The organism is Escherichia sp. HH41S, from assembly GCF_009820115.1.
Lineage (GTDB): Bacteria > Pseudomonadota > Gammaproteobacteria > Enterobacterales > Enterobacteriaceae > Escherichia > Escherichia coli_F.
In genome coordinates this window covers 242,721-268,524 of sequence record NZ_VNXE01000119.1, presented here as the reverse complement: position 1 = coordinate 268,524, position 25,804 = coordinate 242,721, and the positions used below count along the sequence as shown (strand labels likewise).

Below are 25,804 nucleotides of genomic sequence, written 5' to 3'. Positions count from 1 at the left end.
TGTGCTATAAAATAAGGATGTTGTAACTAAAGTGGTTAATATTATGGCTCGTTACGATCTCGTAGACCGACTCAACACTACCTTTCGCCAGATGGAACAAGAGCTAGCTGCATTTGCCGCTGAGCTAGAACAGCACAAATTGCTGGTTGCCCGCGTGTTCTCTTTACCGGAGGTGAAAAAAGAGGATGAGCATAATCCGCTTAATCGTATTGAGGTAAAGCAACATCTCGGCAAAGAGGCGCAAGCGCTGGCGATACGTCATTTCCGCCATTTGTTTATTCAGCAACAGTCCGAAAATCGCAGCAGCAAGGCTGCTGTTCGACTGCCTGGCGTGTTGTGTTACCAGGTCGATAACCTTTCGCAAGCAGTGTTGGTCAGTCATATTCAGCGCATCAATCAACTCAAGACTACGTTCGAGCATATCGTCACGGTTGAGTCAGAACTTCCCACAGCGGCGCGTTTTGAATGGGTGCATCGTCATTTGCCGGGGCTGATCACCCTTAATGCTTACCGAACGCTCGCTGTTCTGCACGACCCCGCCACTTTACGTTTTGGCTGGGCGAATAAACATATCATTAAGAATTTGCATCGTGATGAAGTCCTGGCACTGCTGGAAAAAAGCCTGAAATCACCGCGCAGTGTTGCACCGTGGACGCGCGAGGAGTGGCACAGAAAGCTGGAGCGAGAGTATCAGGATATTGCTGCCCTGTCGCAGAATGCGAAGTTAAAAATCAAACGTCCGGTGAAGGTGCAGCCGATTGCCCGCGTCTGGTATAAGGGAGATCAAAAACAAGTACAACACGCCTGCCCTACGCCGCTTATTGCGCTGATTAATCGGGATAATGGTGCGGGCGTGCCGGACGTTGGCGAGTTGTTAAATTACGATGCTGACAATGTGCAGCACCGCTATAAACCACAGGCGCAGCCGCTTCGCTTGATCATTCCACGGCTGCACCTGTATGTTGCAGATTAACGCCCTGCTTTCATACTGCCGACCATCTGTTCTGGCCGTACCCAGCTGTCAAACTCGGCTTCGCTAAGATAACCCAGCGCAAGGGCCGCAGCTTTTAAGGTCAGCCCTTCTTTATGCGCTTTTTTGGCGATCTCGGCGGCTTTGTCATAACCAATGTGAGTGTTGAGCGCAGTCACCAGCATCAGCGATTCATTGAGTAATTGATTGATTCGCTCACGATTCGGTTCAATGCCCACTGCGCAGTGTTTGTTGAAACTTTCCATGCCATCTGCCAGCAAGCGCACCGATTGCAGGAAATTGTGGATCACCATCGGACGGAAGACGTTCAGTTCAAAGTTACCGGAAGCGCCCCCCATGTTGATCGCCACGTCGTTCCCCATCACCTGACAGCAGAGCATGGTTAATGCCTCACACTGGGTTGGGTTCACTTTCCCCGGCATGATTGAGCTGCCCGGCTCATTTTCCGGGATTGAGATTTCACCAATTCCGCAGCGCGGGCCTGAGGCCAGCCAGCGGACATCATTGGCAATTTTCATCAGTGACGCAGCCAACCCTTTCAACGCGCCGTGCGCCTGAACCAGGGCATCACAGGTCGCCAGCGCTTCAAATTTGTTCGGCGCGGTAACAAACGGTGCGCAGGTAATGACTGCCAGTTCATCTGCCACGCGACGCGCATACTCCGGATGGGTATTTAGTCCAGTACCCACAGCTGTACCGCCCATAGCCAGTTCCGCTACATGCGGCAGGCTGTATTCGATATGTTTGAGATTATGCTCCAGCATCGCTACCCAGCCGGAAATCTCCTGCCCCAGTGTTAGCGGCGTGGCATCCTGCAAGTGGGTACGACCAATTTTGACGATATCGGCAAATGCGCGCGATTTCTCATTCAGCGTCTGTGTCAGGGTTTTAAGCTGCGGAATGAGTTGCTTGCGCAGCGCCAGTAGCGCCGCAACGTGCATCGCCGTCGGAAAGACATCATTGGAACTTTGGCTTTTGTTCACGTCGTCGTTAGGGTGAACTTTACGCTCCATCCCGCGCACGCCGCCAAGTAATTCACTGGCCCGATTAGCCAGCACTTCGTTCATGTTCATATTACTTTGCGTGCCGGAGCCGGTCTGCCAGATTGCCAGCGGGAATTCGTCGTCATGCTGTCCTGCCAATACTTCATCCGCCGCCTGCCGAATGGCGCTCGCTTTCTCTTCAGACAGCAAGCCTAAATCTTCATTAACTTTTGCCGCTGCGCGCTTGGTTAGCGCCAGCGCATGAATCAGTGAGGTGGGCATTTTCTCCGTCGAAATGCGGAAATGCTCCAGCGAGCGTTGAGTTTGTGCGCCCCACAGCTTATCTGCCGGGACATCAATCGCCCCCATCGAATCTTTTTCGCTGCGTACTGTATTCATGGCCTGCTCCTCACCTGATTAATTTTTTCTTTCTGTTTTGCTTTCGTTAAGCAACTTTTAGCTCACTCATTATTTACTATTTGATAACAAATGTTTGGTCTTTCGTGCCATGTAAAAAAACCGCCCCGAAGGGCGGCTCTGTTTATTTCACACAGCGGGTGCACTGTGTGAGTTGTATCTGCTGGAAGAAGTCATTTCCTTTATCATCCACAAGGATAAACGCCGGGAAATCTTCTACTTCAATTTTCCAGATGGCTTCCATTCCCAGTTCCGGATATTCAACACATTCCAGGCTCTTAATACTTCCCTGCGCCAATACTGCTGCCGGACCACCGATACTACCGAGGTAGAAACCGCCGTGTTTTTTACAGGCATCCGTCACCTGCTGGCTGCGGTTGCCTTTCGCCAGCATGATCATACTGCCGCCCTGCGCTTGCAGTTGATCGACATAAGAATCCATCCGTCCGGCGGTCGTTGGGCCAAGAGAACCGGAGGCATAACCTTCCGGCGTTTTGGCCGGACCCGCATAGTAAATCGGATGATCTTTGATGTACTGCGGCAGCCCTTCACCGTTATCCATCCGCTCTTTCAGTTTGGCGTGAGCAATATCACGACCGACGATAATCGTGCCATTCAGCGATAAGCGTGTAGAAACGGGATACTGCGACAACTGTGCGAGGATCTCTTTCATCGGACGGTTAAGGTCAACGCGCACCGCTTCGCCTTCTCCCGCTTTGCGCAGCTCTTCCGGGATATATTTGCCTGGATTATGTTCCAGTTTTTCGATCCAGATCCCCTGACGGTTGATCTTCGCTTTGATATTACGGTCAGCAGAACAGGAGACGCCCATACCGACCGGGCAGGATGCGCCGTGACGTGGCAGGCGAATCACGCGGATGTCGTGAGCGAAGTATTTACCACCAAACTGCGCACCCAGACCAAGATTTTGCGCTTCGATCAGCAATTCTTTTTCAAGTTCCACATCGCGGAACGCCTGACCGTGCTCATTCCCTTCCGTTGGCAGTTCATCATAGTATTTAGCGGAAGCCAGTTTCACCGTTTTAAGATTCGTTTCTGCAGAAGTTCCACCAATAACGAACGCAATATGATAGGGAGGACAGGCCGCCGTACCCAGCGTGCGCATCTTCTCAACCAGGTAATTTTTCAGTTTTCCCGGCGTCAGTAACGCTTTGGTTTCCTGATAGAGATACGTCTTGTTTGCCGAACCGCCACCTTTGGCGATACAGAGGAATTTGTACTCGTCACCATCAACGGCATAAAGATCGATCTGCGCTGGTAAGTTAGTGCCGGTATTCACCTCTTTATACATATCCAGCGGCGCGTTTTGCGAGTAGCGCAGATTATCCTCGATATAAGTGTTATAGACACCGCGCGCCAGCGCTGCTTCATCACCGCCACCGGTCCATACACGCTGCCCTTTTTTACCAACAATAATCGCGGTGCCGGTATCCTGACAGGTTGGCAGAACGCCTTTTGCCGCGATGTCGGAGTTACGCAGGAATTGCAGCGCCACATATTTATCATTTTCGCTGGCTTCCGGGTCACGCAGAATGTCGGCCACCTGTTGTTGGTGAGCCGGACGCAGCATAAATGACGCATCATGAAACGCTTGACGCGCCAACAAAGTTAACGCTTCGGGTGCGACTTTCAAAATCTCCTGCCCTTCAAATTCAGATACGCTAACGTGTTCGCTGGTTAGCAGGTAATACTCAGTATCATCTTTTTTGAGTGGAAAAGGAGCCTGATAATGAAAGGGTTTGTTTGACATTGTTCTCTCACTTACTGCCTGGTTTGGTTATGCTCTGGGCGGGTGTTCCGTTGCCCTGTTAAAAGCGAGTAACAATATCCTACACACTTTTTTAACAAAAACTGAGACTAGTACGACTTTTTGCTGCTCCAGGTTACTTCCCGTAGGATTCTTGCTTTAATAGCGGGATTAATTTCCACATTTAAACAGGGATTGATCATGCAAAAACTCATTAACTCAGTGCAAAACTATGCCTGGGGCAGCAAAACGGCGTTGACTGAACTTTATGGTATGGAAAATCCGTCCAGCCAGCCGATGGCCGAGCTGTGGATGGGCGCACATCCGAAAAGCAGTTCACGGGTGCAGAATGCCGCCGGAGATATCGTTTCACTGCGTGATGTGATTGAGAGTGATAAATCGACTCTGCTCGGAGAGGCCGTTGCCAAACGCTTTGGCGAACTGCCTTTCCTGTTCAAAGTATTATGCGCAGCACAGCCGCTCTCCATTCAGGTTCATCCAAACAAACGCAATTCTGAAATCGGTTTTGCCAAAGAAAATGCCGCAGGTATTCCGTTGGATGCCGCCGAGCGTAACTATAAAGATCCTAACCACAAGCCGGAGCTGGTTTTTGCGCTGACGCCTTTCCTTGCGATGAACGCGTTTCGTGAGTTTTCCGAGATTGTCTCCCTACTCCAGCCAGTCGCAGGTGCACATCCGGCGATTGCTCACTTTTTACAACAGCCTGATGCCGAACGTTTAAGCGAACTGTTCGCCAGCCTGTTGAATATGCAGGGTGAAGAAAAATCCCGCGCGCTGGCGATTTTAAAATCGGCCCTCGACAGCCAGCAGGGTGAACCATGGCAAACGATTCGTTTAATTTCTGAATTTTACCCGGAAGACAGCGGTCTGTTCTCCCCGCTGTTGCTGAATGTGGTGAAATTGAATCCTGGCGAAGCGATGTTCCTGTTCGCTGAAACACCGCACGCTTACCTGCAAGGCGTGGCGCTGGAAGTGATGGCGAACTCCGATAACGTGCTGCGTGCAGGTCTGACGCCTAAATACATTGATATTCCGGAACTGGTTGCCAACGTGAAGTTCGAAGCCAAACCGGCTAACCAGTTGTTGACCCAGCCGGTGAAACAAGGTGCAGAACTGGATTTCCCGATTCCTGTGGATGATTTTGCCTTCTCGTTGCATGACCTTAGTGATAAAGAAACCACCATCAGCCAGCAGAGTGCCGCCATTTTGTTCTGCGTCGAAGGCGATGCAACGCTGTGTAAAGGTTCTCAGCAGTTACAGCTTAAACCGGGTGAATCAGCGTTTATTGCCGCCAACGAATCACCGGTGACTGTCAAAGGCCACGGCCGTTTAGCGCGTGTTTACAACAAGCTGTAAGAGCTTACTGGAAAAATTAACATCTCTTGCTAAGCTTATTAAAGGCTTATAACACCTTCAGGCGGCCAGTCCGCCTGATTTCATTTTATGGATAATCATTATGAATAAATCGCTGGTAGCGGTAGGCGTCATTGTTGCGCTAGGCGTAGTCTGGACAGGCGGCGCATGGTATACAGGCAAGAAGATAGAAACCCATCTCGAAGACATGGTCGCGCAGGCGAACGCGCAACTCAAACTGACAGCTCCTGAATCCAACCTGGAAGTAAGTTATCAAAACTATCATCGCGGCGTATTCAGCAGCCAGTTGCAGCTGTTGGTGAAACCCGTTGCCGGAAAAGAAAATCCGTGGATTAAAAGTGGTCAGAGCGTCATCTTCAACGAATCAGTTGATCATGGCCCCTTCCCCTTTGCCCAGATTAAAAAACTGAACCTGATCCCGTCTATGGCATCAATTCAAACCACGCTGGTCAATAACGAAGTAAGCAAGCCACTGTTTGATATGGCAAAGGGTGAAACGCCTTTTGAGATTAACTCCCGCATTGGTTATAGCGGTGATTCCAGTTCCGATATTTCGCTCAAGCCACTGAATTACGAGCAAAAGGATGAAAAAGTCGCCTTTAGCGGCGGCGAGTTCCAGTTAAATGCTGACAGAGACGGTAAAACTATCTCCCTTTCAGGGGAGGCGCAAAGTGGTCGGATAGACGCGGTTAACGAATACAACCAGAAAGTGCAGTTGACCTTTAATAATCTGAAAACCGACGGTTCCAGCACGCTGGCAAGTTTTGGTGAGCGCGTAGGAAACCAAAAACTGTCGCTGGAGAAAATGACCATTTCAGTGGAAGGCAAAGAACTGGCACTGCTGGAAGGCATGGAGATCAGCGGTAAATCGGATCTGGTCAATGACGGTAAAACGATCAATAGCCAACTGGATTACTCGCTAAACAGCCTGAAGGTACAGAATCAGGATCTGGGCAGCGGCAAGCTGACTTTAAAAGTCGGCCAGATTGATGGCGAAGCCTGGCATCAGTTTAGTCAGCAATATAACGCGCAAACTCAGGCGCTTCTGGCACAGCCAGAGATTGCCAACAATCCCGAACTTTATCAGGAGAAAGTGACGGAAGCCTTCTTTAGCGCCCTGCCGCTGATGTTGAAAGGCGATCCGGTGATTACTATCGCGCCGTTAAGCTGGAAAAACAGTCAGGGTGAAAGTGCGTTGAATCTGTCGCTGTTCCTGAAAGATCCGGCAACGACAAAAGAAGCGCCGCAAACGCTGGCACAGGAAGTAGACCGCTCGGTTAAATCTCTGGATGCGAAACTAACCATTCCGGTGGGTATGGCAACTGAGTTGATGACTCAGGTAGCGAAGCTGGAAGGTTATCAGGAAGATCAAGCGAAAAAACTGGCGAAACAGCAAGTTGAAGGTGCATCAGCAATGGGGCAGATGTTCCGTCTGACCACCTTGCAGGACAATACCATCACCACCAGCCTGCAATATGCTAACGGTCAGATCACGTTAAACGGGCAGAAAATGCCACTGGAAGATTTTGTTGGCATGTTTGCGATGCCGGCATTAAACGTTCCGGCTGTACCCGCTATTCCGCAGCAGTAATTCACAGCCAAAATGCCGGAGATTTTTCTCTCCGGCGTTTTTTCTTACTTCAGCATAAAGTCATACTGAATACTCATTTTCACATCCCAGTAATTCAGGCGATCGCCCAGTGTACTGCCATCTCGCTTTTCCCGCCCTTTATCGGCAGCAAGAAAGAAATTCATCCCTTGTAACGGCCCTTCGCTGACCCGATAGTTCATACCACCTAAGATACCCGCGCCTTCAATCCGCACATCTCGTTTACTGGATTCATAGCCGCGAGTCACAATCGGTGCAAATGTCAGCGTAAATTGCGGAGTTAAACGATAATTGACGCCCAATTGCCAGGACTGCATTCCTTCACGGTTACGATCAAGACTTAATGAAAAGGGATAGCCAATGTCGGTGTCCACCACGGCACCATTCATTGCATGGCGCAAATAACCACCACTGCCAAATACGCTTCCCCACGGCGCATTCCAGGTCAATTGTCCACTAACCAACGCCGTTTCATTGGGCTGGCTGGTATTACGACTTAAACCTTCGAGTTGCGCGTAAAAGCCGAGCAACTCCCCTTTCAACGTATAATTCGGGTCGAGCGGTATGCTTTTCTCGAGAATACTTTGTATCTGATTGGAAACATCTTTCTGTACCGATGCCCCCAGAGAATAGCGACTGGTATCATCATGCCAACTGGCGGCTAAAAAAGAACGTGCGCGATGTTTATCGTATTTTCCCGTCTGGCTGTTATAAACCCCTTCATCACGAATACCGGTTGTTGAATCGGTCCATAAAAATACTCGTGACCGCCACATTCCCCACAGATCAATATTTGGCGTTAAAGCCCAGTAACCTAATGCTCCTTCAGAAACTGTCGGTAATGTACGTTGCGAACTGCCAGCAATTAACGGAATACGATAAGGTAAGCTACCATAACTATAATCCGTCCCGAAGCGACCTAATTTAAGCAGGCTATTTTCACTGGGTTTTATTTTTACTGCACCCAGGGCAAAGCCAAAACTTTTATCACCATCAAGATACCACCGGGTACTCATATCAGCACGAGCACCTAATTTATAAACATAATACGCCCCGCCTTCAACGCCAATAATATTGGAATAATAACCACTATTGAAATCGAGCAATCCTCCCTGTACCCATGCGTAAATATCTCTTCCCGCGCCAGCACTGGGCTTATCCGCCCTGCGCAATTCGTTTTTCAGTCTGATGCGTAGTCCCGCTTCATCGTCAGCCAGTTGCGCCGCGTAAGCAGAGGTAAGGCCAGAGGCAGCCGTCAGGCAAATAACGGCCATGGCCACTATTTTTCTCATAGTTGCACCTTTGATGTTCTGATTATTTTTATTGAATATTAATTAGTGATATCGGTGATTAATTGCTGCTGCATTTTTTTACGATTATCAATTTCAACCACGATTTCTTTGAATTTTTTATCCGTGAGAGGATAAAACCAGATAATGACGAATGCCAGCAGCATAAATCCGCAAGGTACTAAGGCAATTGATGTGCGGATGCCCATAATAACTTCCGGCGTTTGCACCTGATTGGCAATATATCCGCTTAATCCCAAAATAAAGGCAGGAATTGAACCTCCGATTGCCTGACCGCATTTACGGGTAAATGAGAATAGTGAATAGGTGAGCCCTTCTATTCGCACGCCGGTCAGGTATTCACCGTATTCTACAGTATCAGCTTCCAGTGCCCACATCACGGTCATGGTAACGCCCTGACCAATTGAAGCGATGGCCAACGCAACCAACGCCACCGGCAGTGACCAGACCGAAACCCAGAAGAACAGCAGATAACCGCAGGTTCCCAGCAAAGCGCCAATCAGGAAGGTATTCTTTTTACCGATCCTCGCGACCATCCCCGGCACCAGCGGTGCCGATGCCACAGTACCGACCAGGTTTTGCACCAGTACCAGCACAGTGAACAGCCCGGTATCATTTAACACATAGCGCACGTAGAACAACGACGAGGCGCTGACCGCGAAGGTCGAAATCAGCACACACAGCGCACCGATGCACAACATAAACAGCGGGCGATTCCGTTTCAGGGTTTGCAGACTGATCTTCAATGACGGCTGCGCCACGATACGTACCACATTCTCACGCGTCGATTTGAAGCAGATGAAGTAAAGCACCATTCCGGCAATCGCCAGCACAATCGTCCAGAAATGGTATACCGACACCATCTCTTCCGGACTGGAGTTCTTAATGCTCGGTCCTATCAGAAATGCCAGACAGACAAAGGTCAATGAAGCGGCAATCCCGCGAGCCGCGCCCAGACGGGCGCGGGATTGTGGTTGTTGGGTCATCGCGGTAGCAAGTGAACCATAAGGGATATTCACCAGGCTGTAGCAAAGCCCGAGGCCCATGTAGGTCAAATATGCATACACTACTTTGCTGCTATGGCTCCAGTCGGTCGGCACCCAGAATACCAGCACACTGAAGATCATTAACGGCGCAGTACCGAAGAGTAAAAACGGGCGGAATTTTCCCCAGCGGGTATTCACACTGTCCACCACTCGTCCGGCAAAGACGTCGGCGAAGGCATCGAATACCCGCACCAGTAACAGCATGGTGCCCGCCGCAGCGGCACCGACGCCAGCGACGTCGGTGTAGTAACTCAACAGGAAGAGCGCCCCCATTGCGAAGGCGAAGTTATTGGCGACGTCACCGAGGCTGTAGCCGACGATGGTGCGCCAGGAGAGTTGTTGATTCATTGTTTGCCTCCCTGCTGCGGTTTTTCACCGAAGTTCATGCCAGTCCAGCGTTTTTGCAGCAGAAAAGCCGCCGACTTCGGTTTGCGGTCGCGGGTGAAGATCCCTTTCTTGTTACCGCCAACGCGCAATATGCCTTGTGAGGTCGCAAAATCGGCGAAATTCCATACCTGTTCACCGACGACGGCGCTGACTCGATCAAAGACGCGGTGATACATATCCAGCCATGCACACTGATACTCTTCACTCCACATGTCGGTGTACATTGAGTGCAGCCCGGCTAACGTATCCACGCCGTATTCGGTGATGATAATCGGCTGATGCAGTTTCTCCTGCCAGGCCAGCAGTTCTTTTTCCAGTACCTTCTCTGCCGTTTCCAAATCGCCGCTTTGGACATACCAACCGTAATAACGGTTCAGACACAGCACATCAAAGAGATCGCTGATGGTATCGGTGTGAGCGTCGCAGAACATTACATTGACGCAGGTGATCGGACGCGTCGGGTCGAGTTTACGCGTTGCTTCCGCCAGTGGCGCGAAATATTCCCGTGCACCTTGCGGACGGGTATCCGGTTCGTTGGCAATACTCCACATCACCACGCTTGGGTGGTTTTTGTCACGCGCAATCAGCTCTTTAATCGCCTGTAAGTGCGCCTGCTGGGTTTCTCCGTTGACTGCCTCTTCGCTGTACAGTTCTTTCGGCTTGTTGCCCGCTTCGAAACCAATGCCTAAAGAGAGGTTAAAGCCTACAGCTGCAGTTTCATCAATCACCACGATGCCATGTTCATCTGCCCAGTCGAGCATCTCTTCAGCGTAAGGGTAATGCGAGGTACGGTAGGAGTTGGCCCCAATCCAGTCCATTAATGCGTGATCGTGCACCATCAGCACGTTATCGAATCCTTTGCCACGCAAATCCGCATCTTCATGACGACCAAAGCCAGTAAAATAGAACGGTTTGTGGTTAATCAGGAACTGCTCGCCCTTCACTGCCACTGACCGGATGCCGACGCGCAGCGGGTAGATATCACACTCTGTCTGGCTTTTGGCTGTGACGCACAGTTCATAGAGATAACCTTCACCCGGTTGCCAGAGGTGCGGATTCACCACTTGCAAAGTCCCGCTGGTGCCTTGTCCAGTTGCAACCACCTGTTGATCCGCATCACGCAGTTCAACGCTGACATCACCATTTGCCACCACCTGCCAGTCAACAGACGCGTGGTTACAGTCTTGCGCGACATGCGTCACCACGGTGATATCGTCCACCCAGGTATTCGGCGTGGTGTAGAGCATTACGCTGCGATGGATCCCGGCGTAGTTAAAGAAATCATGAAAGTAAGACTGCTTTTTCTTGCCGTTTTCGTCGGTAATCACCATTCCCGGCGGGATAGTCTGCCAGTTCAGTTCGTTGTTCACACAAACAGTGATACGTACACTTTTCCCGGCAATAACATACGGCGTGACATCGGCTTCAAATGGCGTATAGCCGCCCTGATGCTCCATCACTTCCTGATTATTTACCCACACTTTGCCGTAATGAGTGACCGCATCGAAACGCAGTACAATACGCTGGCCCGCCCAACCTTTCGGTATAAAGACTTCGCGCTGATACCAGACGTTGCCCACATAATTACGAATATCTGCATCGGCGAACTGATCGTTAAAACTGCCCGGCACAGCAATTGCCCGGCTTTCTTGTAACGCGCTTTCCCACCAACGCTGATCAATTCCACAGTTTTCGCGATCCAGACTGAATGCCCACAGGCCGTCGAGTTTTTTGATTTCACGGGTTGGGGTTTCTACAGGACGTAACATAAGGGACTCCTCATTAAGATAAAAATACTGGTCAACCTTTAATCTGATTAGTTAACCAATTCTGTGTTGCACACAGTTATCTGTGAGAAACCCATGGAAGAGAAATGGAAATAAAAAGAACTGACACCGCGATCAAAAAACCAAAAACTGCAATACCCACAGCGTGATATAGATCGCATTAATCTTTAAAACAGCGTTGACAGAAGCCATAAAATAAGCAATCGAACGTTCGTTCGAGTATCTTAAAAACGATAAACTCTCATGACATATGGCTACGACGAATATTTTGGGGGGAATTCTCCGAACCCGGGAAGGATAATTTTTGCACAGAGAAATTACGATATGAAACGCGGGCTCAGTTGTCACCAGCCCGCGGAAAGAGAGAGAATCAGGATGCGGTTAAGATACCGCCAATCATCGCGCGTAATCCCTGAGCAAACGACGCTTCACGCGCCAGATCTTCCGCTTCGATATCGGCCAGTACACCGTAGGTCAGATCCAGCAGTAAACGTGAAGTCATTGCCGTGTTGATGTCTGGGCTTATCTCGCCTTTTTGCTGGGCATCACGCATCCGCTGGGCAACAAATTCCGTGATCGTCATATGCTTATTTTTAAGCATGGCGGCGACCTGTGGGTTACGCATCCCTTCCGCCATAATTTCGACCACCAGCGCCCGTTGCCCAAAGGCCTCATGGGTGAGAGAGACAATAGACTCGACCATGTAGTCAACGAAATGAATCCCTTCAATCGGTTCCCGGAAACGGGCCAGCGCCCTCTCCTGGTCCTGTAAGATAATCGCCTGAATCAAGGCTTCTTTGGAGATGAAATGGTGATAGAGCGTCCCGGGACTAATGGCGCAAGATTTACAGATGGCTTTCATCGAGGCACTGTGAAATCCATTTTCTGAAAAAATCTCTCTGGCAGCATTGAGGATCCGGGTCCGTGTCGGTTGTGCTTCAGTCTGCATGTTATCCATCATTAAACCATTATAGTTAGCGTGAATAACTAGTTTACCGCGTTGTCAGGTGAGCGCCTATCATTGCTGTTGAATAGTGCGAAGGCACACTCTATTCGTATACTTTTCACTCGTAAATTGGTTAACCAATATCCGTGATTTGGTTGCCAGTTGTTTAGCAGAGACGTTGATGAGTTTATCCCGGTAAACAACACGGACGGTTGTTTACCGGTCCGTTAGTGTATTAATTGAGCTCCTGTACCCCACCACCGGAGACGGTGAGAATTTGTCCGCTTACCCAGCTGGCTGCAGGCGAGCAAAGGAATAGCGCCGCGTTAGCAATATCTTGCGGTTGGCCCAGACGTCTGATCGGCGTGTGCTGTAACATTTTTTGTTCAATTTCTGGTGTAATAACTGATTTCAGGGCATCGGTTAATATTGCCCCCGGCGCAATGCCATTCACCCGAATATTTTTTTCACCCAGGTCAAACGCCATATTTCTGACCAGATGACTGGCCGCAGCTTTAGATGATGCATAGGAGGTCATGTTGATATTTTTATTTTCTGCCGCCATAGAAGTAATGGTCAGAATAACGCCACCGCCATTTTTTTCCATTTCTGGCGCAACAAGTTGTGACAGATGGAAAAAAGAAAATACATTCAGTTCATAAGCGCGGCGAAAATCTGCCATTGGCATATCAAACGGTTTAGGACCACCGCCACCGGCGTTGTTAACCAGGATATCAACTTTACCCAGCTTACTGACGGCAAAGTCTGCCAGTGCAGAGAGTTCCTGTTCGGAAGTAATATCGCAGCGGCAGGCAAATGCCTGACCACCCAGTTGTTGAATTTCATCTACAACATGATTAGCTGCATCGGCGTTAATATCACTGACCACCACAGATGCGCCAGCTGTCGCGAATGTAATGGCGATTTCTTTACCAATACCTGCACCCGCACCTGTAATGATGGCGCATTTTCCGTCGAGTCTCAGGTTGTCAGAATTAAACACATAAACCTCCTGTGAACTTCAGTAAAAATAAAAGGCACCGCCTGTGTGCCACATTTTTTATCATTAACCTTGAGGAAAGGACACTACCAGGTATAGCAGATAAAGAGAGGATTATTTCGCCGCAATGAGCCGGGCGGGAATAATAAGATTGCGTGAATGCGTCTCTTCATGGGTGATTTTTTGCATCATGCGATCCGCAAGTGTGGTACCAAGTTCCCGCGCTGGCGTGCTGGCCCAGGTAACGGGTATATCATCAAGTGTGGTTGGCGTTGCATCGGTAAATGCCGCCAACGAAACCTGTTGCTCAAAGTAACGATCGACTCCGCTTTCCCCGCTTTGCCTCCCTGCTTTCAGCAAACCAAACCATGCCCCCATCGCAATAGTTTCGTTATAGCAAACCACGGCGCTGATGGTCGGGTTATGACGTAAAAGCGCCGTGATAGCTTCCGCGGCTTGCTTCTGGCTGGAAGTGCACTCCAGCACCCAATCGCTGTGAAACGGCAGGCCAAATTTTAGTAGAGTCGCACAATAGCCCCCCACCCGTTCTGCCCGGGTTAATGAGGAACTTTGCCCTCCCAGCCAGGCGATACGCTGATGCCCATTGCGAATGAGATGCTCCGTCAACAACTGTGCAGCCTGCATGTTGTCCGGGCGAACCGTATCAACGTCATCAAGATAACTGGCACGGGAAGCGAAAATCACCGGGATAGCTTTTTCTTCTGCCATCCGTCGCAGGTCATCGCTGCTTCCTGCAGCCCCGGCAATTACCACACCATCGACCCCCTGATTCAGTAACAGTGAAAACCGTTGTGCCAGCTGCTCGCCGTCTTTACCGCCGTGAAGCAAAAAAACCATCCGTCCCTGCGCTTCCAGAGCTTCCGTCAATCCGGCCGTTAATTCGGCGTAAAACGGCGCAGATAAATCACGGACGATCAAACCAATGACGCCGCTTTGCCCGCCGCGCAGCGCCGACGCCTGACGGTTGCGCACAAATCCCAGCTCTTCAATGGCGGCGTTAACGCGTTCTCCTGTGGCGGTAGAGATTCGCCCTTTGCCACTTAGCACCAGCGAAACGGTACTTACCGACACGCCCGCAGCCAGCGCAACATCATGAATGGTTATTTTTTTGGCGGTAGCCATGCAGATGACCTACTCCCTGATTATGTGACAGATAAAACGTTTTACCTTTTATTTATCTTATACCCGCTATTATCGTTGCGTAATGTGATTTGTGCCTCACTAAAATTTGATAAAACGTTTTATCTTCTCGCGCAATTTACTGAATCCAGATTGTTCTCTACGAGGAGTCGTTTTATGACGGCGAAAACAGCACCGAAAGTCACGCTGTGGGAGTTCTTCCAGCAGTTAGGCAAAACCTTCATGCTACCCGTGGCATTATTGTCGTTCTGCGGCATTATGCTCGGCATTGGTAGTTCCCTTAGTAGCCACGATGTCATCACCCTGATCCCGGTCCTGGGCAACCCCGTGTTGCAGGCTATCTTTACCTGGATGAGTAAGATTGGCTCGTTTGCTTTTAGTTTCCTGCCAGTCATGTTCTGTATCGCCATCCCGCTGGGCCTGGCACGCGAAAACAAAGGTGTAGCGGCATTCGCTGGCTTCGTCGGTTATGCGGTAATGAACCTCGCGGTAAACTTCTGGTTGACCAATAAAGGCATTCTGCCAACCACAGACGCCGCAGTTCTGAAAGCCAATAACATCCAGAGCATTCTTGGGATCCAGTCGATCGATACAGGGATCCTCGGTGCGGTGATCGCCGGTATTATCGTCTGGATGCTCCATGAGCGTTTCCATAATATCCGCCTGCCGGATGCGCTGGCATTCTTCGGCGGTACGCGCTTCGTGCCAATCATCTCCTCGCTGGTGATGGGCCTTGTCGGTCTGGTGATTCCGTTAGTCTGGCCGATTTTCGCCATGGGTATTAGCGGCTTGGGCCATATGATAAACAGCGCGGGTGATTTCGGACCGATGCTGTTTGGTACCGGTGAACGTCTGCTGTTGCCGTTTGGTCTTCATCACATTCTGGTGGCATTAATTCGCTTTACCGACGCAGGCGGCACGCAGGAAGTCTGCGGTCAAACCGTCAGCGGCGCACTGACCATCTTCCAGGCGCAATTGAGTTGCCCGACCACTCACGGTTTTTCTGAAAGCGCCACGCGTTTCCTTTCGCAAGGCAAAATGCCTGCGTTTCTCGGCGGTCTGCCAGGTGCAGCGTTAGCTATGTATCACTGCGCGCGCCCGGAAAATCGCCATAAAATTAAAGGGCTGCTGATTTCTGGCCTGATCGCCTGTGTCGTTGGCGGCACGACCGAACCGCTGGAATTCCTGTTCCTGTTCGTAGCGCCAGTTCTGTATGTCATCCACGCGCTGTTAACCGGCCTCGGCTTCACCGTCATGTCTGTGCTCGGCGTCACCATCGGTAATACCGACGGCAATATCATCGACTTCGTGGTGTTCGGTATTTTGCATGGTCTGTCAACCAAGTGGTACATGGTGCCAGTGGTGGCGGCAATCTGGTTTGTCGTTTACTACGTCATCTTCCGTTTCGCTATCACCCGCTTCAATCTGAAAACCCCGGGGCGCGATAGCGAAGTTGCCAGCTCAATCGAAAAAGCCGTTGCCGGTGCGCCGGGTAAATCAGGTTACAACGTTCCGGCAATCCTCGAAGCCTTAGGCGGTGCCGACAATATTGTCAGCCTCGATAACTGCATTACCCGTCTGCGTTTGTCTGTGAAAGATATGTCGCTTGTTAATGTGCAGGCACTGAAGGACAATCGGGCAATTGGCGTAGTACAACTTAATCAACATAACCTGCAGGTTGTTATCGGGCCACAAGTTCAGTCAGTAAAAGATGAAATGGCCGGTCTGATGCATACTGTTCAGGCATAAGGATAAGATATGTTCGATTTTTCAAAGGTCGTGGATCGTCATGGCACATGGTGTACGCAGTGGGATTATGTCGCTGACCGTTTCGGCACTGCTGACCTGTTACCGTTCACGATTTCAGACATGGATTTTGCCACTGCCCCCTGCATTATCGAGGCGCTAAATCAGCGCCTGATGCACGGCGTGTTTGGCTACAGCCGCTGGAAAAACGATGAGTTTCTCGCGGCTATTGCCCACTGGTTTTCCACCCAGCATTACACCGCAATTGATACGCAGTCGGTGGTGTATGGCCCTTCTGTTATCTATATGGTTTCAGAACTGATTCGTCAGTGGTCTGAAAAAGGTGAAGGCGTGGTGATCCACACACCCGCCTATGACGCATTTTATAAGGTCATTGAAGGTAACCAGCGCACAGTAATGCCCGTTGCTTTAGAGAAGCAGGCTGACGGCTGGTTTTGCGATATGGGCAAGCTGGAAGCCGTGCTGGCGAAACCAGAATGTAAAATTATGCTTCTGTGTAGCCCACAGAATCCTACCGGGAAAGTGTGGACGTGCGATGAGCTGGAGATCATGGCTGACCTGTGCGAGCGTCATGGTGTGCGGGTTATCTCCGATGAAATCCATATGGATATGGTTTGGGGCGAGCAGCCGCATATTCCCTGGAGTAATGTGGCGCGCGGAGACTGGGCGTTGCTAACGTCGGGATCAAAAAGTTTCAATATTCCCGCCCTGACCGGTGCTTACGGGATTATAGAAAATAGCAGTAGCCGCGATGCCTATTTATCGGCACTGAAAGGACGTGATGGGCTTTCTTCCCCTTCGGTACTGGCGTTAACTGCTCATATCGCCGCCTATCAGCAAGGCGCACCGTGGCTGGATGCCTTACGCGTCTATCTGAAAGATAACCTGACGTATATTGCAGATAAAATGAACGCCGCGTTCCCTGAACTCAATTGGCAGATCCCGCAATCCACTTATCTGGCCTGGCTTGATCTACGTCCATTGAATATTGACGACAACGCGTTGCAAAAAGCGCTTATCGAGCAAGAGAAGGTCGCGATCATGCCGGGGTATACCTACGGTGAAGAAGGTCGTGGTTTTGTCCGTCTCAATGCCGGCTGCCCGCGTTCGAAACTGGAAAAAGGTGTTGCTGGATTAATTAACGCCATCCGCGCTGTTCGTTAACCCCAATTGCGCAACCTAAAAAATCGTTGCGCAATCGTGGATTTTTACCCTGCTTTGTTTTTATAATGGTGCGCACTTTTATATCCAGAAAAAGAGTGCGACCATGATTGATACCACCCTGCCATTAACTGATATCCATCGCCACCTTGATGGCAACATTCGTCCCCAGACCATTCTTGAACTTGGCCGCCAGTATAATATCTCGCTTCCTGCACAATCCCTGGAAACACTGATTCCCCACGTTCAGGTCATTGCCAACGAACCCGATCTTGTGAGCTTTCTGACCAAACTTGACTGGGGCGTTAAAGTTCTCGCCTCTCTTGATGCTTGCCGCCGCGTGGCATTTGAAAACATTGAAGATGCAGCCCGTAACGGCCTGCACTATGTCGAGCTGCGTTTTTCACCGGGCTACATGGCAATGGCACATCAGCTGCCTGTAGCGGGTGTTGTCGAAGCGGTGATCGATGGCGTACGTGAAGGTTGCCGCACCTTTGGTGTGCAGGCGAAGCTTATCGGCATTATGAGCCGGACCTTCGGTGAAGCCGCCTGTCAGCAAGAACTGGAGGCCTTTTTAGCCCACCGTGACCAGATTACCGCACTTGATTTAGCCGGTGATGAACTTGGTTTCCCGGGAAGTCTGTTCCTTTCTCACTTCAACCGCGCGCGTGATGCGGGCTGGCATATTACCGTCCATGCAGGCGAAGCTGCCGGGCCGGAAAGCATCTGGCAGGCGATTCGTGAACTGGGGGCGGAACGTATTGGACATGGCGTAAAAGCCATTGAAGATCGGGCGCTGATGGATTTTCTCGCCGAGCAACAAATTGGTATTGAATCCTGTCTGACCTCCAATATTCAGACCAGCACCGTGGCGGATCTGGCTGCACATCCGCTGAAAACGTTCCTTGAGCATGGCATTCGTGCCAGCATTAACACTGACGATCCCGGCGTACAGGGAGTGGATATCATTCACGAATATACCGTTGCCGCGCCAGCTGCTGGGTTATCCCGCGAGCAAATCCGCCAGGCACAGATTAATGGTCTGGAAATGGCTTTCCTCAGCGCAAAGGAAAAACGCGCACTGCGAGAAAAAGTCGCCGCGAAGTAACAAAAATGGATGGTGCTAATTGCACCATCCTCTTTTCACGCAAGGCACAGCGTCGCGCGATGTTTGGCGGATTCGATGCCCAGCTCAATCAACTCCATTACCTGGATTGCCTGACTTGCCGGAACCGGATTTTCACCATCGCCATTTAACGCATCACGAATAGCCGCATAGTAAGCCGGATAATTCCCCGGCACCGTCAACAGCGTTTCTTCGACACGTTCCTCACCTTCCACGCGGGTAAGTACGCCATCACGCATATCGTAGCCCCAGTCTTCCTGCGGCAGACGCTCGCCATTTTTCAGACGTTCTTCCTGTGGATCGAGGCCATATTTCACATAACTGCCTCGGGATCCATGCACGATATAACGTGCTGACTCAGCGGCTGCCAGCATGGTGCCGTGTAAAATGACTCGCCGCTGCGGATAGGACAAGATGGCGTGGAAATAATCAGTCGACTGCGCTCCGGGCCGTAACTGTGCCAAATCTACCGTCATGCTAACCGGTAAACCAAATAGCGTAATGGCCTGATCAAGAAGGTGCGGTGCTAAATCGTACCAGATACCGCTGCCAGGGCCGCCCTGTTCACGCCAACGATCGCGCACCTGCGGACGGAAGCGGTCAAAATGAGACTCAAAGTAAGCAACTTCACCCAGTACGCCTTCCGCGAGCAAACCTTTTAGCGTCAGGAAATCGCTATCCCAGCGACGGTTATGGAATACAGACAGCACACGCCCCAGGCTTTTTGCCAGCGCTTCCAGCTCTCGCGCTTGTGACAGTGTCACGGTAAAGGGTTTATCAACGACCACATGTTTACCCGCCTCAAGCGCCGCTTTGGCTAACGGGAAATGGGTATCGTTGGGTGTAGGGATGACAATCAGGTCTATGTTGGGATCGTTAAACAGATGCTTCGGCTCAGAGACAACCGTAACCGTTGGCCAGTCGGCTTTTACTTTTGTTTCATCGCTGCTGGAGATTACCGCCAGTTCCAGCCCGGGCGTGCCCGCAATCAGGGGCGCATGGAAGGTTTTGCTCGCATAACCATACCCAATCAACCCAACACGGATGTTGTCGCTCATGTCATTGCCTCTCATTGAAGTATGATGGCTATTTGACACTATCCTTTACCCTCGCTCAACAGTTTAATAACCTGCCAGCAATAAGGGATGTTGTTTAACTTAAGTCAAAAAAATAGCGAATTTTCCAACGACAAAAGCTAAATATCGCAAAAACCTCAGTAAAAATCTTGCTGGAGCTATTATTGCTAAGTAACATTTACCCCCTGAAGTTAATGGATCAATCAACAGAGATGTGGGCTGTAATGAATCGTCTTATTGAATTAACAGGTTGGATCGTTCTTGTCGTTTCAGTCATTCTTCTTGGCGTGGCGAGTCACATTGACAACTATCAGCCACCTGAACAGAGTGCTACGGTACAACACAAGTAAGCTCTACTCTTGTAGAGCGACATGCTGCCCGACCGGGTGCATGTTTTAACTTGTCGGATATTAAACCAGGAATTTATTATCTTGTTCGATGTTGTTGGTGATTGTCAGGGATAGTAAAGCGCGTTACTCTTTTCAGAGCAGTTTTTCATCCCTGAATATTTACCATCAGCGCATTCTTATTATTGTAATAATACAAACGTTCACTTTTGGTGAAATTTTATCATCACTAATAATACCTACCCCTTTGGTATTAATTATTTTATGGACCTTTTATGACTGTTCAGGACTACTTATTAAAATTTCGCAAAATCAGTTCACTCGAAAGTCTGGAAAAACTCTACGACCATCTTAATTACACCCTGACGGACGATCAGGAACTGATCAATATGTATCGTGCTGCCGATCACCGTCGCGCAGAGCTGGTTTCTGGCGGGCGTTTGTTTGACCTCGGCCAGGTACCGAAGTCCGTCTGGCACTATGTCCAATAAAGAAAGTAGCGATCGGTTATAAAAGCCTTATAATAACGCCCCTAAAATTAGATTTGCCTGTTTGCGTCGCTATTCTGGAGAACCTATGACCACCACAACGCCACAACGTATTGGAGGCTGGTTGCTTGGCCCATTGGCCTGGCTTTTAGTCGCTCTGTTAAGTACGACGCTGGCGTTGTTGCTGTATACCGCTGCGTTATCTTCTCCGCAAACATTTCAAACGCTCGGCGAACAAGCACTGACGACACAAATCTTATGGGGCGTTTCTTTTATTACCGCTATCGCCATGTGGTATTACACACTGTGGTTGACCATCGCTTTCTTTAAACGTCGGCGTTGTGTTCCTAAACACTATATTATCTGGCTGCTTATTTCCGTATTGCTGGCAGTAAAAGCGTTCGCTTTTTCACCCGTGGAAGATGGCATAGCTGTTCGCCAGTTACTGTTTACTTTGTTGGCAACCGCATTGATCGTCCCCTATTTTAAACGCTCGTCGCGGGTGAAAGCGACGTTTGTGAATCCGTAATAACCTTACAGTTAACCTGTTGTCGCCTGCTCTGGATTAACGGATAATAGGCGGCTTTTTTATTTCAGGCCGAAAAATGACTGACTACCTGTTACTGTTTGTCGGAACTGTACTGGTCAATAACTTTGTACTGGTCAAGTTTCTCGGCCTCTGTCCGTTTATGGGGGTTTCCAAAAAGCTGGAAACCGCGATGGGCATGGGGCTGGCTACAACGTTTGTGATGACGCTGGCGTCTATTTGCGCCTGGCTTATCGATACGTGGATTTTGATCCCGCTTAATCTGATTTACCTGCGCACCCTGGCGTTTATTCTGGTGATTGCTGTGGTTGTGCAGTTCACCGAGATGGTGGTGCGCAAAACCAGCCCGGTGCTTTACCGTCTGCTGGGGATTTTTTTGCCGCTTATCACCACCAACTGTGCAGTGCTCGGCGTGGCGTTGCTGAATATCAATCTCGGGCACAATTTCTTGCAGTCGGCGCTGTACGGTTTTTCCGCCGCTGTCGGTTTCTCGCTGGTGATGGTGCTCTTCGCCGCCATCCGCGAACGCCTTGCTGTGGCTGATGTCCCGGCACCTTTTCGCGGTAATGCCATTGCGTTAATTACCGCAGGTCTTATGTCTCTGGCCTTTATGGGCTTTAGTGGTTTGGTGAAGTTGTAATGAATGCTATCTGGATTGCCGTTGCCGCCGTGAGCCTGCTGGGCCTGGCGTTTGGCGCCATTCTGGGTTATGCCTCCCGCCGTTTTGCGGTGGAAGACGATCCGGTCGTTGAGAAAATTGACGAAATCTTACCGCAGAGCCAGTGTGGTCAATGCGGTTATCCCGGCTGTCGCCCCTACGCGGAAGCCATCAGCTGTAACGGTGAAAAAATTAACCGCTGCGCCCCAGGTGGCGAAGCTGTGATGCTAAAAATTGCTGAGTTGCTTAATGTCGAGCCACAGCCGCTGGATGGCGAAGCGCAAGAGCTAACGCCTGCGCGGATGGTGGCGTTTATTGATGAAAATAACTGTATTGGCTGCACTAAATGTATTCAGGCGTGTCCGGTAGACGCCATCGTTGGTGCTACCCGCGCCATGCATACGGTAATGAGTGATCTCTGTACGGGCTGCAATTTATGTGTTGACCCGTGCCCGACGCACTGCATCTCGTTGCAACCGGTTGCAGAAACACCTGACTCCTGGAAATGGGATCTGAACACCATTCCCGTGCGTATCATTCCCGTGGAACACCATGCTTAAGTTATTCTCTGCATTCAGAAAAAATAAAATCTGGGATTTCAACGGCGGCATCCATCCACCGGAGATGAAAACCCAGTCCAACGGTACGCCCCTGCGCCAGGTACCACTGGCGCAGCGTTTTGTCATACCACTGAAACAACATATTGGCGCTGAAGGTGAGTTGTGCGTTAGCGTCGGCGATAAAGTACTGCGCGGCCAGCCGCTTACCCGTGGACGCGGCAAAATGCTGCCAGTTCACGCGCCCACCTCGGGTACCGTTACGGCTATTGCGCCCCACTCTACGGCTCATCCTTCAGCTTTAGCTGAATTAAGCGTGATTATTGATGCCGATGGCGAAGACTGCTGGATCCCGCGCGACGGCTGGGACGATTATCGCTCTCGCAGTCGCGAAGAGTTAATCGAGCGCATTCATCAGTTTGGTGTTGCCGGGCTGGGTGGTGCGGGATTCCCGACAGGCGTTAAATTGCAGGGCGGCGGAGATAAGATTGAAACGTTGATTATCAACGCTGCTGAGTGCGAGCCGTACATTACCGCCGATGACCGTTTGATGCAGGATTGCGCGGCTCAGGTCGTAGAGGGTATTCGCATTCTTGCGCATATTCTGCAGCCACGCGAAATTCTTATCGGCATTGAAGATAACAAACCGCAGGCGATTTCCATGCTGCGCGCGGTGCTGGCGGACTCTCACGATATTTCTCTGCGGGTGATTCCAACCAAATATCCTTCTGGCGGTGCTAAACAATTAACCTACATTCTAACCGGGAAGCAGGTTCCACATGGCGGGCGTTCATCCGATATCGGCGTATTAATGCAAAACGTCGGCACTGCTTATGCAGTGAAACGTGCCGTTATCGATGGCGAACCGATTACTGAGCGTGTCGTGACCCTGACTGGCGAAGCAATCGCACGCCCGGGCAACGTCTGGGCACGGCTGGGTACGCCAGTGCGTCATTTATTGAATGATGCCGGATTCTGCCCCTCTGCCGATCAAATGGTGATTATGGGCGGCCCGCTAATGGGCTTTACCTTGCCATGGCTGGATGTCCCGGTCGTAAAGATTACCAACTGTCTGTTGGCTCCCTCTGCCAATGAGCTTGGCGAACCACAGGAAGAACAAAATTGCATCCGTTGTAGTGCCTGTGCTGACGCCTGCCCTGCGGATCTTTTGCCGCAACAGTTGTACTGGTTCAGCAAAGGTCAGCAACACGATAAAGCCACCTCGCATAACATTGCCGACTGCATTGAATGTGGGGCTTGCGCGTGGGTTTGCCCGAGCAATATTCCCCTGGTGCAATATTTCCGTCAGGAAAAAGCTGAAATTGCGGCTATTCGTCAGGAAGAAAAGCGCGCCGCAGAAGCCAAAGCGCGTTTCGAAGCGCGCCAGGCTCGTCTGGAGCGCGAAAAAGCGGCTCGCCTTGAACGACATAAGAGCGCAGCCGTTCAACCTGCAGCCAAAGATAAAGATGCGATTGCTGCCGCTCTGGCGCGGGTGAAAGAGAAACAGGCCCAGGCTACACAGCCTATTGTGATTAAAGCGGGCGAACGCCCGGATAACAGCGCAATTATTGCAGCACGGGAAGCCCGTAAAGCGCAAGCCAGAGCGAAACAGGCAGAACTGCAGCAAACTAACGACGCAGCAACCGTTGCTGATCCACGTAAAACCGCAGTTGAAGCCGCTATCGCCCGCGCCAAAGCGCGCAAGCTGGAGCAGCAACAGGCTAATGCGGAGCCAGAAGAACAGATCGATCCACGCAAAGCCGCCGTTGAAGCGGCTATTGCCCGTGCGAAAGCACGCAAGCTGGAACAGCAACAGGCTAACGCAGAACCAGAAGAACAGGTTGACCCGCGCAAAGCCGCCGTTGAAGCGGCTATTGCCCGCGCCAAAGCACGCAAGCTGGAACAGCAACAGGTTAACGCAGAACCAGAAGAGCAGGTTGACCCGCGCAAAGCCGCCGTTGAAGCGGCTATTGCCCGCGCCAAAGCACGCAAGCTGGAACAGCAACAGGCTAACGAAGAACCAGAAGAACAGGTCGATCCACGCAAAGCTGCCGTTGCCGCGGCTATTGCACGCGCCAAAGCACGCAAGCGGGAACAGCAACAGGCTAATGCGGTACCAGAAGAACAGGTTGATCCGCGCAAAGCGGCAGTTGCCGCGGCTATTGCCCGCGTTCAGGCCAAAAAAGCCGCCCAGCAAAAGGTTGTAAACGAGGACTAAATGGTATTCAGAATAGCTAGCTCCCCTTATACCCATAACCAGCGCCAAACATCGCGCATTATGCTGTTGGTGTTGCTCGCAGCCGTGCCAGGAATCGCAGCGCAACTGTGGTTTTTTGGTTGGGGTACTCTCGTTCAGATCCTGTTGGCGTCGGTCAGTGCTCTGTTAGCCGAAGCTCTCGTACTCAAACTACGCAAGCAGTCGGTAGCCGCAACGTTGAAAGATAACTCAGCATTGCTGACAGGCTTATTGCTGGCGGTAAGTATTCCCCCCCTCGCGCCATGGTGGATGGTCGTACTGGGTACGGTGTTTGCGGTGATCATCGCTAAACAGTTGTATGGCGGTCTGGGGCAAAACCCGTTTAATCCGGCAATGATTGGTTATGTGGTCTTACTGATCTCCTTCCCGGTGCAGATGACCAGCTGGTTACCGCCGCATGACATTGCGGTCAACATCCCTGGTTTTATCGACGCCATACAGGTTATTTTCAGCGGTCATACCACCAGTGGCAATGATATGAACACACTACGCTTAGGTATTGATGGCATTAGTCAGGCGACACCGCTGGATACATTTAAAACCTCTGTGCGTGCCGGTCATTCGGTTGAACAGATTATGCAATATCCGATCTACAGCGGTATTCTGGCGGGCGCTGGTTGGCAATGGGTAAATCTCGCCTGGCTGGCTGGCGGCGTGTGGTTGCTATGGCAGAAAGCGATTCGCTGGCATATTCCCCTCAGCTTCTTAGTAACGCTGGCGTTATGCGCAACGTTGGGCTGGTTGTTCTCACCAGAAACATTGGCAGCACCGCAAATTCATCTGCTGTCTGGAGCGACCATGCTCGGCGCATTCTTTATTTTGACTGACCCGGTTACTGCTTCTACGACCAATCGTGGTCGTCTTATTTTCGGCGCGCTGGCGGGTTTATTAGTCTGGTTGATCCGCAGTTTCGGCGGCTATCCTGACGGCGTGGCTTTTGCCGTCCTGCTGGCGAACATCACGGTTCCTCTGATCGATTACTACACGCGTCCGCGCGTCTACGGCCATCGCAAAGGGTAA

General features: G+C 50.7%; 22 protein-coding genes. 13 read left to right on the top strand and 9 right to left on the bottom strand.

The annotated features are described in order from the left end of the window. Positions 1-43: 43 nt before the first annotated feature. Positions 44-973 carry a DNA replication terminus site-binding protein gene (tus, locus tag FQZ95_RS23265; protein WP_074496919.1) on the top strand — a complete coding sequence of 310 codons (930 nt, stop codon included), beginning with the start codon at positions 44-46 and terminating at the stop codon, positions 971-973. Here tus and fumC read toward each other — a convergent pair. Both fumC and fumB read right to left on the bottom strand, forming a co-directional pair. Beyond that, positions 970-2,373, bottom strand: a complete 1,404-nt coding sequence (fumC, locus tag FQZ95_RS23260) for a class II fumarate hydratase (protein ID WP_001099088.1) — start codon at positions 2,371-2,373, stop codon at positions 970-972. The two genes, tus and fumC, sit on opposite strands and share 4 nt — an antisense overlap. 142 nt (positions 2,374-2,515) lie before the next feature. After that, on the bottom strand, positions 2,516-4,162 hold the full coding sequence (fumB, locus tag FQZ95_RS23255; protein ID WP_000066639.1) for a class I fumarate hydratase: 1,647 nt from the start codon (positions 4,160-4,162) through the stop codon (positions 2,516-2,518). A gap of 198 nt (positions 4,163-4,360) precedes the next feature. On the opposite strand from fumB, the gene manA reads away from it, so the two are divergent. Then, positions 4,361-5,536, top strand: coding sequence for a mannose-6-phosphate isomerase (manA, locus tag FQZ95_RS23250; protein WP_105267531.1), 1,176 nt, complete (start codon positions 4,361-4,363; stop codon positions 5,534-5,536). Between the two features lie 100 nt (positions 5,537-5,636). Continuing rightward, positions 5,637-7,145: a YdgA family protein gene (locus FQZ95_RS23245; RefSeq protein ID WP_160530746.1), complete on the top strand. Its 1,509-nt coding sequence runs from the start codon at positions 5,637-5,639 to the stop codon at positions 7,143-7,145. Positions 7,146-7,189: 44 nt separating this feature from the next. Here FQZ95_RS23245 and uidC read toward each other — a convergent pair whose 3' ends face one another. The 6 genes from uidC to malI all read right to left on the bottom strand — a co-directional run bounded on the left by uidC (position 7,190) and on the right by malI (position 14,782). Next, positions 7,190-8,455, bottom strand: coding sequence for a glucuronide uptake porin UidC (uidC, locus tag FQZ95_RS23240; protein WP_105278792.1), 1,266 nt, complete (start codon positions 8,453-8,455; stop codon positions 7,190-7,192). 38 nt (positions 8,456-8,493) lie between these two features. Continuing rightward, entirely contained in the window at positions 8,494-9,867 is a 1,374-nt protein-coding gene (gene uidB / locus FQZ95_RS23235; protein WP_105278793.1) for a glucuronide transporter, read from the bottom strand. After that, positions 9,864-11,675, bottom strand: coding sequence for a beta-glucuronidase (uidA, locus tag FQZ95_RS23230; RefSeq protein ID WP_000945913.1), 1,812 nt, complete (start codon positions 11,673-11,675; stop codon positions 9,864-9,866). The genes uidB and uidA overlap by 4 nt, the downstream gene beginning before the upstream one ends. A 388-nt stretch (positions 11,676-12,063) precedes the next feature. Next, positions 12,064-12,654 carry a DNA-binding transcriptional regulator UidR gene (uidR, locus tag FQZ95_RS23225; protein WP_000969092.1) on the bottom strand — a complete coding sequence of 197 codons (591 nt, stop codon included), beginning with the start codon at positions 12,652-12,654 and terminating at the stop codon, positions 12,064-12,066. 220 nt (positions 12,655-12,874) lie between these two features. After that, on the bottom strand, positions 12,875-13,642 hold the full coding sequence (gene hdhA, locus FQZ95_RS23220; protein WP_000483362.1) for a 7-alpha-hydroxysteroid dehydrogenase: 768 nt from the start codon (positions 13,640-13,642) through the stop codon (positions 12,875-12,877). A 111-nt stretch (positions 13,643-13,753) separates the two neighbouring features. After that, entirely contained in the window at positions 13,754-14,782 is a 1,029-nt protein-coding gene (gene malI / locus FQZ95_RS23215; RefSeq protein WP_000179513.1) for a mal regulon transcriptional regulator MalI, read from the bottom strand. 174 nt (positions 14,783-14,956) lie between these two features. Here malI and malX point away from each other — a divergent pair, with 174 nt between their 5' ends. The 3 genes from malX (at position 14,957) to add (ending at position 18,836) form a co-directional block, all read left to right on the top strand. Continuing rightward, entirely contained in the window at positions 14,957-16,549 is a 1,593-nt protein-coding gene (gene malX, locus FQZ95_RS23210; protein WP_000125609.1) for a PTS maltose transporter subunit IICB, read from the top strand. A gap of 9 nt (positions 16,550-16,558) precedes the next feature. Next, entirely contained in the window at positions 16,559-17,731 is a 1,173-nt protein-coding gene (malY, locus tag FQZ95_RS23205) for a bifunctional maltose regulon transcriptional repressor/cystathionine beta-lyase MalY (RefSeq protein WP_160530744.1), read from the top strand. 103 nt (positions 17,732-17,834) lie between these two features. Further along, positions 17,835-18,836: an adenosine deaminase gene (gene add, locus FQZ95_RS23200; protein ID WP_105276987.1), complete on the top strand. Its 1,002-nt coding sequence runs from the start codon at positions 17,835-17,837 to the stop codon at positions 18,834-18,836. 35 nt (positions 18,837-18,871) lie between these two features. On the opposite strand, the gene FQZ95_RS23195 is transcribed toward add, so the two are convergent. Beyond that, positions 18,872-19,912 (bottom strand): oxidoreductase, encoded by a 1,041-nt coding sequence (locus FQZ95_RS23195; protein WP_001282537.1) that lies wholly within the window; start codon positions 19,910-19,912, stop codon positions 18,872-18,874. Between the two features lie 242 nt (positions 19,913-20,154). Between FQZ95_RS23195 and blr the strand changes: the two genes are divergently transcribed. From blr to rsxD, 7 genes are all read left to right on the top strand, one after another. Then, the gene (gene blr / locus FQZ95_RS23190; RefSeq protein WP_024166213.1) at positions 20,155-20,280 is read left to right on the top strand and encodes a division septum protein Blr; all 126 of its coding nucleotides are present in this window, start codon (positions 20,155-20,157) and stop codon (positions 20,278-20,280) included. Between the two features lie 272 nt (positions 20,281-20,552). Then, positions 20,553-20,768 carry a transcription modulator YdgT gene (gene ydgT / locus FQZ95_RS23185; protein ID WP_000217950.1) on the top strand — a complete coding sequence of 72 codons (216 nt, stop codon included), beginning with the start codon at positions 20,553-20,555 and terminating at the stop codon, positions 20,766-20,768. 85 nt (positions 20,769-20,853) lie between these two features. After that, entirely contained in the window at positions 20,854-21,294 is a 441-nt protein-coding gene (locus tag FQZ95_RS23180) for a DUF2569 domain-containing protein (RefSeq protein ID WP_001306099.1), read from the top strand. 76 nt (positions 21,295-21,370) lie between these two features. After that, positions 21,371-21,952, top strand: coding sequence for an electron transport complex subunit RsxA (gene rsxA / locus FQZ95_RS23175; protein WP_000133193.1), 582 nt, complete (start codon positions 21,371-21,373; stop codon positions 21,950-21,952). Next, entirely contained in the window at positions 21,952-22,530 is a 579-nt protein-coding gene (rsxB, locus tag FQZ95_RS23170) for an electron transport complex subunit RsxB (RefSeq protein WP_000991806.1), read from the top strand. Before rsxA ends, rsxB begins: the two co-directional genes overlap by 1 nt. Beyond that, a complete protein-coding gene (gene rsxC, locus FQZ95_RS23165; protein WP_160530742.1) occupies positions 22,523-24,745 on the top strand; it encodes an electron transport complex subunit RsxC in 2,223 nt (740 codons plus the stop codon). The genes rsxB and rsxC overlap by 8 nt, the downstream gene beginning before the upstream one ends. Then, positions 24,746-25,804 carry an electron transport complex subunit RsxD gene (gene rsxD / locus FQZ95_RS23160; protein ID WP_105287955.1) on the top strand — a complete coding sequence of 353 codons (1,059 nt, stop codon included), beginning with the start codon at positions 24,746-24,748 and terminating at the stop codon, positions 25,802-25,804.